This window comes from Klebsiella sp. 18074 (genome assembly GCF_902705905.1).
GTDB classification, from domain to species: Bacteria; Pseudomonadota; Gammaproteobacteria; order Enterobacterales; family Enterobacteriaceae; genus Klebsiella; species Klebsiella terrigena.
The window spans coordinates 48,972-65,899 of sequence record NZ_CACSIS010000017.1 but is presented as its reverse complement, the minus strand read 5'-3'; the positions used below and the strand labels follow the sequence as shown (position 1 = coordinate 65,899).

18 protein-coding genes and 1 other annotated feature are annotated in these 16,928 nt (G+C 54.8%); of the genes, 14 read left to right on the top strand and 4 right to left on the bottom strand.

All coding sequences use genetic code 11. The annotated features are described in order from the left end of the window. Positions 1-89 precede the first annotated feature (89 nt). The 10 genes from GVK32_RS17435 (at position 90) to ihfA (ending at position 9,076) form a co-directional block, all read left to right on the top strand. Positions 90-848 (top strand): YdiY family protein, encoded by a 759-nt coding sequence (locus GVK32_RS17435; protein WP_159871150.1) that lies wholly within the window; start codon positions 90-92, stop codon positions 846-848. A 269-nt stretch (positions 849-1,117) separates the two neighbouring features. Then, the gene (locus GVK32_RS17430; RefSeq protein ID WP_123708299.1) at positions 1,118-1,351 is read left to right on the top strand and encodes a hypothetical protein; all 234 of its coding nucleotides are present in this window, start codon (positions 1,118-1,120) and stop codon (positions 1,349-1,351) included. 447 nt (positions 1,352-1,798) lie between these two features. Then, positions 1,799-3,727 (top strand): threonine--tRNA ligase, encoded by a 1,929-nt coding sequence (thrS, locus tag GVK32_RS17425; protein WP_041146055.1) that lies wholly within the window; start codon positions 1,799-1,801, stop codon positions 3,725-3,727. A gap of 3 nt (positions 3,728-3,730) precedes the next feature. Beyond that, positions 3,731-4,273 carry a translation initiation factor IF-3 gene (infC, locus tag GVK32_RS17420; RefSeq protein WP_049267827.1) on the top strand — a complete coding sequence of 181 codons (543 nt, stop codon included), beginning with the start codon at positions 3,731-3,733 and terminating at the stop codon, positions 4,271-4,273. A 96-nt stretch (positions 4,274-4,369) separates the two neighbouring features. After that, the gene (gene rpmI, locus GVK32_RS17415) at positions 4,370-4,567 is read left to right on the top strand and encodes a 50S ribosomal protein L35 (protein ID WP_001124225.1); all 198 of its coding nucleotides are present in this window, start codon (positions 4,370-4,372) and stop codon (positions 4,565-4,567) included. 50 nt (positions 4,568-4,617) lie between these two features. Next, positions 4,618-4,974 carry a 50S ribosomal protein L20 gene (rplT, locus tag GVK32_RS17410; RefSeq protein ID WP_004102963.1) on the top strand — a complete coding sequence of 119 codons (357 nt, stop codon included), beginning with the start codon at positions 4,618-4,620 and terminating at the stop codon, positions 4,972-4,974. A 118-nt stretch (positions 4,975-5,092) separates the two neighbouring features. Further along, positions 5,093-5,218, top strand: a sequence feature (Phe leader region). Next, positions 5,098-5,142, top strand: a complete 45-nt coding sequence (gene pheM, locus GVK32_RS28945) for a pheST operon leader peptide PheM (protein WP_001386830.1) — start codon at positions 5,098-5,100, stop codon at positions 5,140-5,142. Its footprint overlaps the feature before it by 45 nt. Before the next feature lie 167 nt (positions 5,219-5,385). Then, complete coding sequence (gene pheS / locus GVK32_RS17400; protein WP_041146054.1) at positions 5,386-6,369, top strand: phenylalanine--tRNA ligase subunit alpha; 984 nt, start codon at positions 5,386-5,388, stop codon at positions 6,367-6,369. A gap of 15 nt (positions 6,370-6,384) precedes the next feature. Continuing rightward, the gene (pheT, locus tag GVK32_RS17395) at positions 6,385-8,772 is read left to right on the top strand and encodes a phenylalanine--tRNA ligase subunit beta (protein ID WP_159871144.1); all 2,388 of its coding nucleotides are present in this window, start codon (positions 6,385-6,387) and stop codon (positions 8,770-8,772) included. A gap of 4 nt (positions 8,773-8,776) precedes the next feature. Further along, complete coding sequence (ihfA, locus tag GVK32_RS17390; RefSeq protein ID WP_004102960.1) at positions 8,777-9,076, top strand: integration host factor subunit alpha; 300 nt, start codon at positions 8,777-8,779, stop codon at positions 9,074-9,076. A 55-nt stretch (positions 9,077-9,131) separates the two neighbouring features. Here the strand turns inward: ihfA and GVK32_RS17385 are convergent, their stop codons facing one another. Genes GVK32_RS17385 through GVK32_RS17375 form a run of 3 tightly spaced genes read right to left on the bottom strand, consistent with a single transcriptional unit; the run spans position 9,132 to position 11,700 of the window. Next, positions 9,132-9,485 carry a RidA family protein gene (locus tag GVK32_RS17385; protein WP_159871141.1) on the bottom strand — a complete coding sequence of 118 codons (354 nt, stop codon included), beginning with the start codon at positions 9,483-9,485 and terminating at the stop codon, positions 9,132-9,134. Beyond that, positions 9,482-10,747, bottom strand: coding sequence for a D-amino acid dehydrogenase (locus GVK32_RS17380; RefSeq protein ID WP_227698068.1), 1,266 nt, complete (start codon positions 10,745-10,747; stop codon positions 9,482-9,484). Before GVK32_RS17380 ends, GVK32_RS17385 begins: the two co-directional genes overlap by 4 nt. A gap of 38 nt (positions 10,748-10,785) precedes the next feature. Further along, positions 10,786-11,700 (bottom strand): LysR family transcriptional regulator, encoded by a 915-nt coding sequence (locus GVK32_RS17375; protein ID WP_159871135.1) that lies wholly within the window; start codon positions 11,698-11,700, stop codon positions 10,786-10,788. A 277-nt stretch (positions 11,701-11,977) separates the two neighbouring features. Between GVK32_RS17375 and GVK32_RS17370 the strand changes: the two genes are divergently transcribed. Both GVK32_RS17370 and btuC read left to right on the top strand, forming a co-directional pair. Then, entirely contained in the window at positions 11,978-13,411 is a 1,434-nt protein-coding gene (locus GVK32_RS17370; protein WP_159871132.1) for a gluconate:proton symporter, read from the top strand. Between the two features lie 133 nt (positions 13,412-13,544). Then, on the top strand, positions 13,545-14,531 hold the full coding sequence (gene btuC / locus GVK32_RS17365; RefSeq protein WP_133598221.1) for a vitamin B12 ABC transporter permease BtuC: 987 nt from the start codon (positions 13,545-13,547) through the stop codon (positions 14,529-14,531). Between the two features lie 62 nt (positions 14,532-14,593). Here the strand turns inward: btuC and GVK32_RS17360 are convergent, their stop codons facing one another. Then, complete coding sequence (locus GVK32_RS17360; RefSeq protein ID WP_128877944.1) at positions 14,594-15,394, bottom strand: MetQ/NlpA family ABC transporter substrate-binding protein; 801 nt, start codon at positions 15,392-15,394, stop codon at positions 14,594-14,596. A gap of 225 nt (positions 15,395-15,619) precedes the next feature. On the opposite strand from GVK32_RS17360, the gene GVK32_RS17355 reads away from it, so the two are divergent. Beyond that, the gene (locus GVK32_RS17355) at positions 15,620-16,171 is read left to right on the top strand and encodes a glutathione peroxidase (protein ID WP_045858875.1); all 552 of its coding nucleotides are present in this window, start codon (positions 15,620-15,622) and stop codon (positions 16,169-16,171) included. Continuing rightward, complete coding sequence (gene btuD, locus GVK32_RS17350) at positions 16,171-16,920, top strand: vitamin B12 ABC transporter ATP-binding protein BtuD (protein WP_159871129.1); 750 nt, start codon at positions 16,171-16,173, stop codon at positions 16,918-16,920. Before GVK32_RS17355 ends, btuD begins: the two co-directional genes overlap by 1 nt. Positions 16,921-16,928: the final 8 nt, after the last annotated feature.

Below are 16,928 nucleotides of genomic sequence, written 5' to 3'. Positions count from 1 at the left end.
TGCCTTTCATTGGACCAGCAGCAGCGATCCTCGCGAAAGTTTCCGGGACCATCTGGGTCTCTCTTTTTGTTGTACGGACTCTAAATTAAATGAAGCTTTTGAAGACAGTACCCGCAGCGGTTATGCTGGCGGGGGGGCTATTTGCGTCTGCGTGCGCAATGGCCGACGATTCCGTTTTTACTGTTATGGATGACCCTTCCACTGCCAAAAAACCTTTCGAAGGTGCTGTTAACGCCGGCTATCTGGCGCAGTCCGGAAATACGAAAAGTTCCTCAATGACCGCGGATTCTACGCTCACCTGGTATGGTAATACGACAGCATGGTCGCTGTGGGGTAACGCCAGCAACACCTCGTCTAACGACCAGCGCTCTTCCGAGAAGTACGCGGTCGGCGGGCGTAGTCGTTATAACGTGACTGACAGCAACTACCTGTTCGGTCAGGCCAGCTGGCTGACCGACCGCTATAACGGCTACCAGCAGCGCGATGTGCTGACCGCCGGTTACGGTCGTCAGATTCTGAACGGGCCGGTGCACAGCCTGCGTTTTGAATTTGGTCCTGGCGTGCGCTATGACGAATATACCGATGGCGATAATGAGACTCAGCCGCTGGGCTATGCCTCAGGCACCTGGGCATGGCAGATGACAGATAACGCCAAATTCACTCAGGGCGTTTCCGTGTTCGGTTCCGAAGATACCACGCTAAACTCAGAAAGCGCGCTCAACGTCGCTATCAACGCCCACTTTGCGCTGCGTGTTGCCTATAACGTGACCTGGAACTCCCAGCCGCCGTCATCGGCGCCGGAGCACACCGACCGTCGTACGACGCTGTCGCTCGGCTATAAGATGTAATATTTTCAGGCCGGTTATTCCGGCCTGATTGTTTTAAATTTAGCAATAAGTGACATTATTATTTTTGGTCTTTTGTTTTGTTTTTTATAAAAAGAAAATAGCCTCCATAATTTCCTCACAATTGATTATCTTGATAAATATTTAACTTTTTTGACACGAATAGCTAAATATTTAGTCGGACAAAAATGTGATCTGGATCTATACTATCCGTCACAGGCAGAGATGATGTCTTTGCTCGAAATCCTTACGTAAATAAGAGAATCATCACTATGAAAAATAGCAAAATCGCAACTGCGGCCGTGATGCTGTGCGCGCTCTCGTTCGGCGCCTTAGCCGCTAATCCAGTCCCACAGCCAGGCAGCAAGGACCATACCCAGGTCGGCATTGCTAAAGCGACCGACGTTGAAGCAGGCTCAAATATTGCCCCGGGATCGCAGTCAACGGGTCAGACTATGGACGATGCTTTTAATGTTCATAAACTCGTTGCCGGTGAATGGTCCTGATATTTCATTCTGCCGTCGGACTGTCTCTTATATTTTTAGAAATATAAAACCGGGTAAAGATGTACCGGTTTGACAGGCATATGTTTGGCTCCGCGTTTTGATTTTGCCCGCTACTTACTACCACACGTAAGCAATACGGCGCGGGCGCTTATTTTTGTCCTTTTTATCTCAACCCGTCGTCCCTTGCGATCTTTGGTCCCATCCTCCTTGTTTTATCATTAATAGCAGCCATTTAGTGGGTTGTGACTTTTATCACGCACTAATGATGTGTAAACTAAAGCCCGGTGTTATCAGCAGGCGACTGCAGGTGAGAACGGTGGGGTTAACCTCGTGCTCATATTTTCGCAGAGTGAAGCGGGAGCTCGGTCTGAACTTGTTGATAATTATGATTATATTGTTTTGTATGTGCTCTTTCGTGTGGGGCACCACTGCAAATAAGGACATGAAATGCCTGTAATTACGCTTCCTGATGGCAGCCAACGCCATTTTGACCACGCGGTTAGCCCGCTTGACGTTGCCCTCGACATCGGCCCTGGCCTGGCGAAAGCCACCATCGCTGGCCGTGTGAACGGCGAGCTGGTTGATGCCTGCGATCCCATCGAAAACGATGCAACGCTTTCTATCATCACCGCTAAAGATGAAGACGGCCTGGAGATTATTCGTCACTCCTGCGCGCATCTGTTAGGTCATGCGATTAAGCAGCTGTGGCCGAACACCAAAATGGCTATCGGCCCGGTTATCGATAACGGCTTCTATTATGATGTTGATATCGATCGTACGCTGACCCAGGAAGACCTCGACGCGCTCGAAAAACGTATGCACGAGCTTGCCGAGAAAAACTACGACGTCATCAAGAAAAAAGTCAGCTGGCATGAGGCGCGTGAAACCTTCGTGCAGCGCGGCGAGACCTATAAAGTGTCGATCCTTGATGAGAATATTGCTCATGATGACAAGCCCGGCTTGTATCATCATGAAGAGTACGTCGACATGTGCCGTGGGCCGCACGTGCCGAACATGCGTTTCTGTCATCATTTCAAACTGATGAAAACCGCTGGCGCCTACTGGCGCGGCGATAGCAACAATAAGATGTTGCAGCGTATTTATGGCACCGCGTGGGCGGATAAAAAGGCGCTCAACGCCCATCTGCTGCGCCTGGAAGAAGCATCTAAGCGTGACCACCGTAAGATCGGTAAGCAGCTTGACCTGTATCATATGCAGGAAGAAGCGCCGGGTATGGTATTCTGGCACAACGATGGCTGGACTATCTTCCGTGAACTGGAAACTTTCGTCCGCTCTAAGCTGAAAGAGTACCAGTATCAGGAAGTCAAAGGCCCGTTTATGATGGACCGTGTGCTGTGGGAAAAAACCGGCCACTGGGACAACTACAAAGATGCGATGTTCACCACCTCTTCTGAGAACCGTGAGTACTGCATCAAGCCGATGAACTGCCCGGGTCACGTGCAGATCTTTAATCAGGGCCTGAAATCCTACCGCGATCTGCCGCTGCGTATGGCGGAGTTCGGTAGCTGCCATCGTAACGAGCCGTCAGGCGCGCTGCATGGCCTGATGCGCGTTCGTGGCTTTACTCAGGATGACGCGCATATTTTCTGTACTGAAGAGCAGGTGCGTGATGAAGTTAACGCCTGTATTCGTATGGTCTACGATATGTACAGCACCTTTGGCTTCGAAAAAATCGTCGTCAAGCTCTCAACTCGTCCGGAAAAACGTATCGGAAGCGACGAGGCCTGGGATCGTGCTGAGGCGGATCTGGCAGTCGCGCTGGAAGAAAACAATATCCCATTTGAGTATCAACTGGGTGAAGGCGCGTTCTACGGTCCAAAAATTGAATTTACTTTGTATGACTGCCTCGATCGTGCATGGCAGTGCGGAACGGTACAGCTGGACTTCTCTCTGCCGCAGCGTCTAAGCGCCTCTTATGTAGGTGAAAGCAACGAGCGACAGGTGCCGGTAATGATTCACCGTGCTATCCTTGGTTCTCTGGAGCGCTTTATTGGCATCCTGACCGAAGAGTTTGCCGGCTTCTTCCCAACCTGGCTTGCGCCAGTGCAGGTAGTGGTCATGAATATTACTGATTCTCAGGCCGATTACGTTAACGAATTGACGCGTAAACTACAAAATGCGGGAATTCGTGTAAAAGCGGACTTGAGAAATGAGAAGATTGGCTTTAAAATCCGCGAGCACACTTTACGTCGTGTCCCGTACATGTTGGTCTGTGGCGACAAAGAAGTCGAAGCCGGTAAAGTAGCCGTGCGTACCCGTCGCGGGAAAGACCTCGGCAGCATGGACGTAAATGAAGTGATCGAAAAGCTGCAACAAGAGATTCGCAGCCGCAGTCTTCAACAACTGGAGGAATAAGGTATTAAAGGCGGAAAACGAGTTCAAACGGCGCGTCCGAATCGTATTAATGGCGAAATTCGCGCGCAAGAAGTTCGCTTAACAGGTCTGGAAGGCGAGCAGCTTGGTATTGTGAGTCTGAGAGAAGCTCTGGAAAAAGCTGAAGAAGCCGGAGTAGACTTAGTCGAAATCAGCCCTAACGCCGAGCCGCCGGTTTGTCGTATCATGGATTACGGCAAATTCCTCTATGAAAAGAGTAAGTCTTCTAAGGAACAGAAGAAAAAACAAAAAGTTATCCAGGTTAAGGAAATTAAATTCCGACCTGGTACCGATGATGGCGACTACCAGGTAAAACTCCGCAGCCTGGTTCGCTTTCTGGAAGAGGGTGATAAAGCTAAGATCACGCTGCGTTTCCGCGGTCGTGAGATGGCTCACCAGCAGATCGGTATGGAAGTGCTTAACCGCGTCCGTGACGATCTGAGTGAACTGGCAGTGGTCGAATCCTTCCCATCGAAGATCGAAGGCCGCCAGATGATCATGGTGCTCGCTCCGAAGAAGAAACAGTAAGGCCTTCAAGTAGCAATTCCTGTGGAGCCCTTGGGCCTCGCAGGGATTGTTCGCCTACGTTTCGTTTATTAACAATGCGAAGTGGAAGTTATTAAAATGCCAAAAATTAAGACCGTACGCGGTGCTGCTAAGCGCTTCAAAAAAACCGGTAAAGGTGGTTTTAAGCACAAGCACGCTAACCTGCGTCACATTCTGACCAAAAAAGCTACCAAGCGTAAACGTCACCTGCGTCCGAAAGCCATGGTTTCCAAAGGCGATCTGGGCCTGGTAATCGCGTGCCTGCCGTACGCATAAGTCGTTAACCCTTTTAACTTTTTAATTAGAATAGATACAGGAGAGCACATATGGCTCGCGTAAAACGTGGTGTAGTTGCCCGTGCACGTCACAAGAAAATTTTGAAACAAGCTAAAGGCTACTACGGTGCGCGTTCTCGCGTATACCGCGTTGCCTTCCAGGCTGTTATCAAAGCAGGTCAGTACGCTTATCGTGACCGTCGTCAGAAAAAGCGTCAGTTCCGTCAACTGTGGATTGCGCGTATCAACGCAGCAGCACGTCAGAACGGTATTTCTTACAGCAAATTCATCAACGGTCTGAAAAAAGCCTCTGTTGAAATTGACCGTAAGATCCTGGCTGACATCGCAGTATTCGACAAATTAGCGTTCACCGCTCTGGTCGAAAAAGCGAAAGCAGCTCTGGCATAAGCCAGTTGAAAGAGGGAGCTTGTCTCCCTCTTTTTGTTTCAACACTATCAATACATTGACTTTTATTGCTGTAAGCTTTTCAATACAGGTCTTACGTTTCGTGTCAGACAAGGTAATGCAAGCATGAATGCTGCTATTTTCCGCTTCTTTTTTTACTTTAGCACCTGAACTCAGGAGGCTAGCGCGTGAGAAAAGAAACGAAAAACAGCGCCAGAAAGCCTCCCACCGTGGAGGCTTTTTTCGTATATGAACACTCGTTCTATTTCAAGCTGCAGGTGCGCGGCTTAATGCGCGTCATCCCGCCGGAGTCTTCGTGCTGGATAACGGCTTAATCCGCTGCCTGCGACTCGAAATAGTCAGAGCAAAATAATGACCATAACCGGTGTCTGCACCGACATAATGAGGAAAACCATGTCACATCTCGCAGAGCTGGTTGCCAGTGCGAAGGCAGCCATTAATGAGGCATCAGATGTTGCCGCGCTGGACAACGTCCGCGTGGAATACCTGGGAAAGAAAGGGCATCTGACCCTTCAGATGACGACCCTGCGTGAGCTGCCGCCAGAAGAGCGCCCGGCTGCAGGCGCGGTGATCAACGAAGCCAAAGAGCAGGTCCAGCAGGCGCTCAACGCGCGTAAAGCCGATCTGGAAGGCGCCGCGCTGAATGCGCGTCTGGCCGCTGAGACCATTGACGTCTCGCTGCCGGGGCGTCGGGTCGAAAACGGCGGCCTGCATCCGGTTACCCGCACTATTGACCGCATCGAGAACTTCTTCGGCGAGCTCGGCTTTACGGTGGCAACCGGTCCGGAGATCGAAGATGACTACCATAACTTCGATGCGCTGAATATCCCGGGCCACCACCCGGCGCGCGCTGACCACGATACCTTCTGGTTTGATGCCACTCGCCTGCTGCGTACCCAGACTTCCGGCGTGCAGATCCGTACCATGGAACATCAGCAGCCGCCGATTCGTATTATCGCCCCTGGCCGCGTTTATCGTAACGATTACGATCAGACCCATACCCCGATGTTCCATCAGATGGAAGGCCTGATTGTTGATAAGAATATTAACTTCACCAACCTGAAAGGGACGCTGCACGACTTCCTGCGTAACTTCTTTGAAGAAGATCTGCAAATTCGTTTCCGTCCGTCCTACTTCCCGTTTACCGAACCCTCTGCTGAAGTTGACGTCATGGGTAAAAACGGCAAGTGGCTGGAAGTGCTCGGCTGCGGCATGGTGCACCCGAACGTCCTGCGCAATGTCGGCATCGATCCGGAAGTCTATTCCGGCTTCGCCTTTGGGATGGGCATGGAGCGTCTGACCATGCTGCGCTATGGCGTAACCGACCTACGCGCGTTCTTCGAAAACGATCTGCGTTTCCTCAAACAGTTTAAATAAGGGCAGGACAGAACAATGAAATTCAGTGAACTGTGGTTACGCGAATGGGTTAATCCGGCGATCGACAGCGAAGCCCTGGCGAATCAGATTACGATGGCCGGCCTCGAAGTTGACGGCGTTGAGCCGGTTGCCGGCAGCTTCAACGGCGTTGTCGTCGGTGAAGTCGTCGAGTGCGGCCAGCACCCGAATGCTGACAAGCTGCGGGTGACCAAAATTAACGTTGGCGGCGAACGCCTGCTGGATATCGTGTGCGGCGCGCCGAACTGCCGCCAGGGTCTGAAGGTTGCGGTTGCTACTATCGGCGCCGTACTGCCGGGCGACTTCAAAATTAAAGCGGCAAAACTGCGCGGCGAGCCTTCCGAAGGGATGCTGTGTTCGTTTTCCGAGCTGGGTGTTTCCGACGATCATAGCGGAATTATCGAACTGCCGGCAGATGCGCCGATTGGTACCGATATCCGTGAATATCTGAAGTTTGACGACAACACCATCGAAATCAGCGTGACGCCGAACCGTGCCGACTGTTTAGGTATCATCGGCGTCGCTCGCGACGTGGCAGTACTGAATAAAGAGCCGCTGAACGCGCCGGAAATCACGCCGGTTGCGGCGACGATTGCCGATACGCTGCCCATCACCGTTGACGCACCGGACGCGTGCCCGCGCTACCTGGGACGCGTTGTTAAAGGCATCAATATTAAAGCGCCCACTCCGCTGTGGATGAAAGAGAAGCTGCGTCGCTGCGGCATCCGCTCCATTGATGCGGTGGTGGATGTCACCAACTACGTTCTTCTCGAACTCGGCCAGCCGATGCACGCCTTTGACCGCGATCGCATCGAAGGCGGCATCGTGGTGCGGATGGCGAAAGAGGGCGAAACGCTGGTGCTGCTGGATGGTTCCGAAGCTAAGCTTGACGCTGACACCCTGGTTATCGCAGACCACCAGAAGGCGCTGGCGATGGGCGGCATCTTTGGCGGCGAGCACTCCGGCGTGAACGACGAAACGCAGAACGTGCTGCTGGAGTGCGCATTCTTCAGCCCGCTGTCTATCACCGGTCGCGCGCGCCGTCACGGCCTGCACACCGATGCCTCCCACCGCTATGAGCGTGGGGTCGACCCGGCGCTGCAGCACAAGGCCCTGGAGCGTGCAACCCGCCTGCTGATCGATATCTGCGGCGGCGAAGCCGGCCCGGTGATCGACGTGACCAACGACGCGACCCTGCCGAAGGCGGCAACCATTACCCTGCGCCGTAGCAAGCTGGATCGCCTGATTGGCCATCACATTGATGATGCTCAGGTCAGCGATATTCTTAGCCGCCTGGGTTGTGACGTGACCGCGGGTGAAGGCCAGTGGCAGGCCGTTGCGCCGAGCTGGCGTTTTGACATTGCGATCGAAGAAGATCTGGTTGAAGAAGTTGCCCGCGTATACGGCTATAACAACATTCCTGACGAACCGGTACAGGCTGGCCTGATTATGGGTACCCACCGCGAGGCGAACCTGTCGCTTAAGCGCGTGAAAACCCTGCTCATCGACAAAGGCTATCAGGAAGTTATTACCTATAGCTTCGTTGACCCGAAAGTGCAGCAGCTGATTCACCCGGGTGAAGAGGCGCTGATCCTGCCAAGCCCAATCTCCAGCGAAATGTCGGCTATGCGCCTGTCGCTGCTGACCGGCCTGCTGGGCACCGTGGTATATAATCAGAACCGTCAGCAGAGCCGGGTGCGCATCTTTGAGAGCGGTTTACGCTTTGTTCCTGATACCGAAGCTCCGCTGGGGATCCGTCAGGACGTGATGCTGGCCGGCGTAATTTGCGGCAATCGCGTTGATGAGCACTGGAACCTGGCAAAAGAGTCCGTCGATTTCTATGATTTAAAAGGCGATCTGGAGTCCGTTCTCGACCTGACCGGTAAATTATCCGCCATTGAATTCCGCGCAGAAGCGAACGCCGCGCTGCATCCGGGACAGTCGGCAGCGATTTATCTGAAAGGTGAACGTATTGGTTTCATTGGGGTTGTTCATCCTGAGCTGGAACGTAAACTGGATCTGAACGGTCGCACTTTGGCGTTTGAGCTGGAGTGGAACAAGCTTGCAGACCGCGTGGTGCCTCAGGCGCGCGAGATTTCTCGTTTCCCGGCTAACCGTCGCGACATCGCGGTCGTCGTCGCTGAAAACGTACCCGCAGCTGATGTTTTGACCGAGTGTAAGAAAGTTGGCGTAAATCAGGTAGTTGGCGTAAACTTATTTGACGTGTACCGCGGTAAAGGCGTTGCAGAGGGCAGTAAGAGCCTTGCAATCAGCCTAATCCTTCAGGATACCAGCCGTACACTCGAAGAAGAGGAGATTGCCGCTACCGTCGCCAAATGTGTAGAGGCATTAAAAGAGCGATTCCAGGCCTCATTGAGGGATTGAACCTATGGCGCTTACAAAAGCTGAAATGTCAGAATATCTGTTTGATAAGCTTGGGCTTAGCAAGCGGGATGCCAAAGAACTGGTAGAGTTGTTTTTCGAAGAGGTTCGTCGTGCTTTGGAAAACGGAGAACAGGTAAAACTCTCCGGGTTCGGCAACTTCGATTTGCGTGATAAAAACCAGCGCCCGGGTCGTAACCCGAAAACGGGGGAAGATATTCCGATTACAGCCCGGCGTGTGGTGACCTTCAGACCCGGCCAGAAACTTAAAAGCCGCGTCGAAAACGCTTCGCCCAGAGACAAATAATCTGAACTAACTAAAAAGGCCGCTGATGCGGCCTTTTTTCTTTTCGTTTTCAGGATCAGGCTTTTACGGCAGTGACCATCACTTCGACGAGAATATCCGGGCGCGCCATCTCTGCCTGGACGGTCGCGCGCGCCGGGCTGTGGCCTTCCGGCAGCCAGGCAACCCAGGCTTCGTTAAAACCGGCAAAATCGCGGGAGATATTTTTCAGCCATACCTGCGCGGAAAGAATGTGCCCGTTGTCGCTACCGGCCGCAGCCAGCAGGGCGTCGATTTTCTCTAAGACTTCCCGCGTCTGCTGAATAATATCCTCCTCGCTGCTTTTCGGCGTTTGCCCTGATAAAAAGATCAGGTTGCCATATTCGACGCTGGCGGAAAGACGCGGCTGCGGATTGTTACGGATAATGTTCATGCTGATTTTTTCCATGTCAGGCCATCTAAAGCGATGGCGGGGTTTTCTCTATCGAGCAGGGCGCCGAGCACCGCCGCGCTGCCGGCGGCGAGGGTGAAGCCCAGGCTACCCTGGCCGAGGTTCATCCACAGGTTTTGGTAGCCGGCGCGTCCCAGCAGCGGAGGGCCGGCTGGCGTAGAAGGGCGCATACCGCTCCAGGCCTGCGCATCCTCAATGCCCTGGAGCTCGGGGAAGCTGCCGGTAACAATTTTTTTCAACGCCGCAATACGCTCAGGGCGCAACCCGTCGCCGTCGTAGCCGATATCAACCATCGCGGCGATACGCAGCTGATCTCCGAGGCGGGCATAGACAATTTTGTGCCCATAGTCGGTGACGCTGACATCCGGCGCGATCCCGGCCTGGGCCGGATAGGGCAGCGTCAGGCTGTAGCCTTTCAGGCCGCAAAGCGGCACGTGAACTCCCGTGCCTGCCAGTAACGGGCTGCTGCCATTGCCGGCGGCAACCACAAAATCATCGCCGGCAATCGTTCCCCGGCTGGTTTCCGCCGAGTGAATACGACCGCCTTTTTTATTCAGACGGCGAACATCACAGTCGCCGGTGAGGGTAAAGCTGGCGCTGGCGTTGAGTTTCTCCAGCAGCGCCAGGCAAAACTGATGGCAGTCAGCGGTTTCGTCGCCGGGGGAATAAATACCGCCGCAGAGCGAGGCGCGGATATGCCTGAGCGCGGGTTCAAGTTCGATACACTCGGCGCCGCTCAGGGAGCGCTGATATTGCGGATTGATCCCTGTTTCCGCTTTATTCAGATCGTACTCCCGGCGATGGACGACTAATTTCCCGCAGCGTCGCCAGTGAAAGTCGCTCAGATTATCCTCATTCAACCACGCCTGCATAACCTGACGGCTGAGTAGCGACAGGCGAAGGATATGATCGCCGTTAACCTTATTGGTCCGGCTGTTGCAGGCACGCAGGAACTGCAGCAGCCAGCGCCACTGGTCTGGCGACATCCTCAGTCGCATATTGAGCGGCGAGTCGCTCCTGCCCATCCACTTTATTCCCTGTAGCGGCACGCCGCGGTCGGCCAGCGGCGCGACGTAGCGGTAGCTAAGCTGGCCGCCGTTAGCAAAGCTCGTCGCCAGGCCGGGGGTCGCATTGCGCTCCAGCAGTTGGACCTCGTGGCCGCGCTTAATGAATACGTAGGCCGTCGCCAGCCCGATAACGCCCCCACCGATAATAACAATGCGCTTTTTCATAACCTGAGATATCCACCGCTGATAAATGCAATGGCGTTATGTCAAAGCATTTACCCCTGCGGCGCAATTGACTTTTTATTTTCAGGGTATAACCCCAGGTTAATTTCCTGCAGCTGTTTACGCAGCTGCCGGCAGATAAAATCGACAAATTTATGCGCAATCGGACTCAGGGAAACATCCGCCCGACGCAGCAGGCAGAGAGGGATCGTCATCGGCGGTGAAATAGGGTGGATCATCGTCGGGGTCAGGTTATGACGCGCGGAAAAAATATCGGTAATGCTGCAGCCCATGCCGCGTTTAACAAATTCAGTTGCCATGTAATAGGTCTGAACGTTGAGGCGGGTCGTCGAGAAGTCGCGACGGGTAGCAATGGCGGCCGACAGCGAGTGGGGGCCGGGAGAGATCCAGCGCTGCTGGTCTATCTCATCAATTGCCACCACGCCCTGGCGGTAGTCACGGTCGATGTAGACCAGCGGCACTTCGGCAATGGTGGTGGTGATGATTTCGCCCTGCTGAACCGGCTGGAGCGTCAGGGCCAGATCGATCTCGCGCAGATCCAGTTTCTTGACCAATGTCTCAGTATGTTCCGTGGTCAGGGTCATCACCAGATTCGCATTTTGCTGATAGAAGTCGGTCACCATTTCCGGCACCAGGCTCAGCCCGAGGCTGGGTAAACAGCCGAGGCTAATTTTCGCCCGCGGGTCGCGCGCCAGGTTGTCGGCAAGCAGGCGTAGATTATCCAGATCCTGGTAGATATTCTGCGCCTTCTCGAACAGCGTCAACGCTTCGCTGCTCGGCAGCAGCTTGCCGCGAACGCGCTGAAAGAGCTTAAAACCCAGCTTCATTTCGGCGTTTTTGAGCGCCTTACTGGCCGCCGGTTGAGAGATATTCAGCGACTCCGCTGCTCGTGAAAGGGGGCCGCAGGTCATCACGGCGTGGAAGATTTCCAGGTGACGCAGTTTCATCAGGGGTTAACTCAGGGTTATAGGTGCCAGATAAAAATTCATTTTCTACTAACAATAAATTAACATAAATTCAATTCACAATCAGCGTTCTGTTTACTTATTGCGCTTTTTGCCCCGCCGGTAGGCGGATAATCCGATTCTCAGAACAATACCTGTTGTCCCTACGCAAACCCTCAGGCCTTCGCGCCAACAATTATAACGAGGGGGATATTTTCTGAGCTGGCCCAAATGCGCTGACCTGAAATAGCGGTTGGTTTTATTGGCATCAAGGAGTTGTATGAGTGACTCAACGCTCTCCGGTAATCCTGTTACCCGAAGAACTATTACCAGGAAAAATATCGTTATTGGCCTGCTGTCAGGGCTGTTTTTATTGATTGCATTTTGGTGTCATGGCCGCCCCAGCGCAGAGCTGGGCCTTCTCAGCTTTACCCCGCTGGTAGCATTAGCCGTGCTGTCGCTTATTGGCGTGGATATCGTGCTGGCGGTTATTTCATCAATTATTATTGCGATGATCATGACCTCTACCGGGCTGCCGGAAATGGGCACGATGCTGGCGAAATCGACCGGCTCTTTTATTGCCACCGTCGGGCTAATCATTATGCTCGGCGCCGGGGTGGGGGAAGTGGCTACCCGCACCGGCGCGGCGGTAGAGCTGGTGAAATTCGTGGTTCATCGCATCGGGCTGTCCAGCCAGACGCGGGTGAAATTTGGTATCGTCGCCTCCTCGATTCTGATTTGCGGCGCCCTGGGCACCATGGCCGGCGGTAACGCTATTATCGTCGCGGTGATTATTCCCATCGCCGCTGCGGTGCGCCTGACGCCGCCAACGGTGGCCGCGCTGATGATGACCGCCGGTTCCATCGGGCTGTTTACCGGCCCCTTTACCCCGAGTACGGTGACTATTCTTAAGCTCGGAGGCCTGAGCTATCCGGACTATTTGCTCTATGTCGGTCTGCCGATGAGCGCCGTCACGCTGCTGGCCGGCTGGGCCATGGCGGGGCGTATCCAGAAGATGACCGAGGGCAAGCTGCGCTATGAGGTTAACCTTGCTGAGCAGCCGCAGGATGAGAATAACCCGACTCTTACCCGCCGCAGAAAGCTGAGCGCGCTGGCCTTTGCGGCAACGATTATCGTGATGGCGGTGGTGGGCGTGGTCATTAAGGCCGGCTTTAGCTTCGCTATTATCGTGATGCTGCTGGTGGCGCTGATTACCGGCCTGGTCGGCGGGCTGCGGCCAACGCAGATCCTGCAGGCGCTGTACCACGGCTGCGGTCGGCTGGTGTGGATGTTCCTGCTGTACTGGCTCTACAACCCCATTCTTGAACTGATGGACGGGCTGCACGCTTACCAGGGGCTGCTGGACTACACCCAGCCGCTGCTCGAGGGGATCTCTCCCGCCTGGCTGTGCTTTAGTATTTTTGCTTTTAATATTATTGGCCATGTCCCCGGCGCGGCGGTAGCGCAGATGACCTTTACCCATAAAATCTTCGGCCCAATGCTGATGGCGGCAGGCGTCCCGCCGCAGGGGACGACCGCCGTGCTGCTGGCATCATCGCAGGTTGACTGGTTTGGCCCCTTCCCGTCGTCGGATATGTTTGGACAGATGGGGCTGGCGCAGTCCACGCATTTGAAATATATGCTCTATAACGGCTGGGCCATCGTTCTGGCCAATATTGTTCTCTTCGCCGTTCTGTTCCAGGTCCTGGTGTAACCGCTGCGCTAGCGGGCAGCGCGATTCTGCCCGCTAGCATCCGTCGATATGCGCCATGAGCCGATGTTTTGCTTTTCTCCCCGCAATACCCACCGTAAAATCAAATACATCTCTTTCTTGCATCCCGGTATTTATGCAGACCTTTGCTCAAATTCAACAGCGCCGCAGCCGGCGCTGGCTCGTTGCTTTACTGCTGCTGCTGCTGGCGATGATGGCCGCCAGCCTCTGCGCGGGCGATCTCTGGATCCCACCGCAGGAGTGGCTCAGCGCCAGGGGGCAGCTCTTCATCTGGCAAATTCGCCTGCCGCGCACCCTGGCGGTGCTGCTGGTGGGCGCCGCTTTAGCGCTCTCCGGGGCGATCATGCAGGCGTTGTTCGAAAACCCGCTGGCGGAGCCGGGGCTGCTGGGGGTCTCTAACGGCGCGGGGGTCGGGCTCATCGCCGCCGTCCTGCTGGGTAAAGGGTTCCTCCCGGGCTGGGTGTTGGGGCTTTGCGCCATTGCCGGAGCGCTGGTTATCACCTTTATTTTGCTGCGTTTTGCCCGCCGGCACCTCTCAACCAGCCGTCTGCTGCTGGCAGGCGTTGCGCTGGGCATTATCTGCAGCGCGCTGATGACCTGGGCCGTCTATTTCTCCACCTCGTTCGATTTACGTCAGCTGATGTACTGGATGATGGGCGGCTTTGGCGGCGTAGACTGGCAGCAGCTGTGGCTGATGCTGGCGCTTCTGCCGGTGCTGGCCTGGGTGGGGCTACAGTCGCAGCCGCTGAATATGCTGGCTTTGGGAGAGGTATCGGCTCGCCAGCTGGGCTTACCGCTGTGGCTGTGGCGTAAGCTGCTGGTGGTCGCCACCGGTTGGCTGGTGGGGGTGAGCGTGGCGCTGGCCGGAGCCATCGGTTTTATTGGCCTGGTGATCCCGCATATCCTACGGCTATGCGGCTTAAGCGATCATCGCGTTCTGCTGCCGGCCTGCATGCTTGCCGGGGCCAGCGCGCTGTTAGGCGCCGATATCGTCGCCCGCCTGGCGCTGTCGGCGGCGGAGCTGCCGATCGGCGTGGTGACCGCGACGCTGGGCGCGCCGGTGTTTATCTGGCTGTTGCTGAAGTCCGTGCACGCGCAATAAGCGCCGAATCCAGGCGCATCGGCAGGGCGTCTATCGCCTGCCGATGCGCAGATTAAGTGCTATTACCACCCTTTGATGGCATCACCTTTATAAACTTCCAGCGCTTTGTCAGCGACCTCTTTAGTCTGGAACGCCTCTTTCAGCTCCTGAACTTTTTTGCTGTCTTTATTATCTTCGCGAGACACGATAGCGTTCACGTACGGCGAGTCCTGGCCTTCCATAAACAGACCATCCCGCGCGGCGGACAGGCCAACCTGCGCCGAGAAGTTGGTGTTAATAATCGACAGGCTAACGTCAGGATCGTCCAGGGTACGCGGCAGCTGCGGGCTGTCCACTTCGACAATTTTCAAATGCTTAGGATTGTCGATAATGTCCAGCGCCGTTGGCAGGTAGCCGACGCCATCTTTCAGCTTGATCAGGCCCTGCGCCTGCAGCAGCAGCAGGCTGCGCCCCAGCGTCGTGGTCTCGTTGGAAATAGATACCGTCGCACCATCCGGCAGCTCGCTGATATTTTTTATCTTGCGAGAGTAGGCGGCGATAGGGAAAACAAAGGTTTTGCCGACGACGGCGAATTTGTAGCCACGCTCTTTCGACTGCGCTTCGAGGTAGGGCAGCGTCTGGAAGGCGTTAGCGTCGACGTCTTTATTATTTAACGCTTCGTTAGGCAGGACGTAATCATTAAAGGAGATCACCTCGACGTCGAGGTTATATTTATCCTTTGCAACCTGCTCAACGACTTTCCAGATAGCCTCATCCGGACCGGTATTGATCGCCACCTTGACCTTATTATTATCGTCAGGGGAGCAGGCCGATAACAGCACCACCGATGAGGCAATCAGCACCGAACTCAACAGCTTCTTCATCTATAAAACTCTCTTAAATTAATCAGTAACGAAATGCTATTACATCCGTTTAACACTGTACACTGAATTGCGCGACGTCCCTATTGAGAGGAATTCATGTTGCCGCACGGGCATGGTACGGTATGCCGGTCAGACGATTCAAAGTACAATGACCGCGCCTCAATCCGCTACAGTAGATAGGGATCACCTGAACCAGAAATCGCTTTTATTCACAGAGGGAAGGCTATGCAACACACTATTCTTGATACCGAAGTTACCACTATCGATGGCGAGAAAACGACGCTTAACGCCTATGCGGGCAAAGCGCTGTTAATCGTTAATGTAGCCTCAAAATGCGGCCTGACGCCGCAGTATGAACAGCTGGAAGCGCTGCAGCAGGAGCTTGAGAACGACGGCTTCACGGTGCTGGGTTTCCCCTGTAACCAGTTCCTTGGACAGGAGCCGGGCAGCGAGGAGGAGATCAAAACCTTCTGTAGCACCACCTATGGCGTGACTTTCCCGCTGTTCAGTAAAGTTGACGTCAACGGCGAGCATCGTCATCCGCTATACCAGAAGCTGGTTGAGGCTGCCCCGCAGGCCGTCGCGCCGGAAGGGAGCGGCTTTTACGAGCGGATGGCAAGCAAAGGCCGCGCGCCGCAGAACGATGGCGATATTTTATGGAATTTCGAAAAGTTCCTCCTGAGCGCCGATGGCCAGACTATCCAACGCTTCTCGCCCGATATGGCGCCGAACGATCCGCTGCTGCTGGCGGCGATTAAAGGAGCTTTAGCGAAATAATGCCGTTTTTGATGCAGCTACAGGACGTAGAAGAGCCGGGGCGGCTGGCAGCGTTTAGCGCCGAGGTTCGAGCGGGAGAAATGATCCATATCGTCGGGCCGAACGGGGCCGGGAAAAGCACGTTGCTGATGCGCATGGCCGGCCTGACGACGGGACCCGGGCACATCATCCTCAACGAACGGCCGCTAAAAACGTGGCCGGCCTCCGAGCTGGCGCGGCATCGTGCTTACCTGAACCAGCATCAGGCGCCACCCTTCGCGATGCCGGTCTGGCACTACCTGTCGCTGCATCTGCAAAATAACGCGCGGAGCGATCTGCTCGGCGCGCTGGCCGAGAGGCTGGGGCTGAGCGATAAGCTTGGGCGTCAGGTCAATCAGATTTCGGGCGGCGAGTGGCAGCGCGTGCGGCTGGCGGCGGTCATTCTGCAAATCGACCCGCTGGCCAACCCTGCGGGACAGCTGCTGCTGCTCGATGAGCCGATGAACAGCCTCGACGTGGCGCAGCAGGCGGCGCTCGACAGCGTTCTCAGCGAACTGTGCGCGGCAGGGATCTCGGTGGTTATGAGCAGTCACGATCTCAACCACACGCTACGGCATGCGCAGCGGGTGTGGCTTATCTGCCGGGGAAAAACGATAGCCTGTGGCTATACCTCAGAGGTATTGACCGAAGAGAATTTAACCGCCGCCTATGCGATTTCTTTCCAGCGGGTGGCGTTTGGCGGTCATTTTATGCTCATCGCGTCACAGTAGCACGAAGC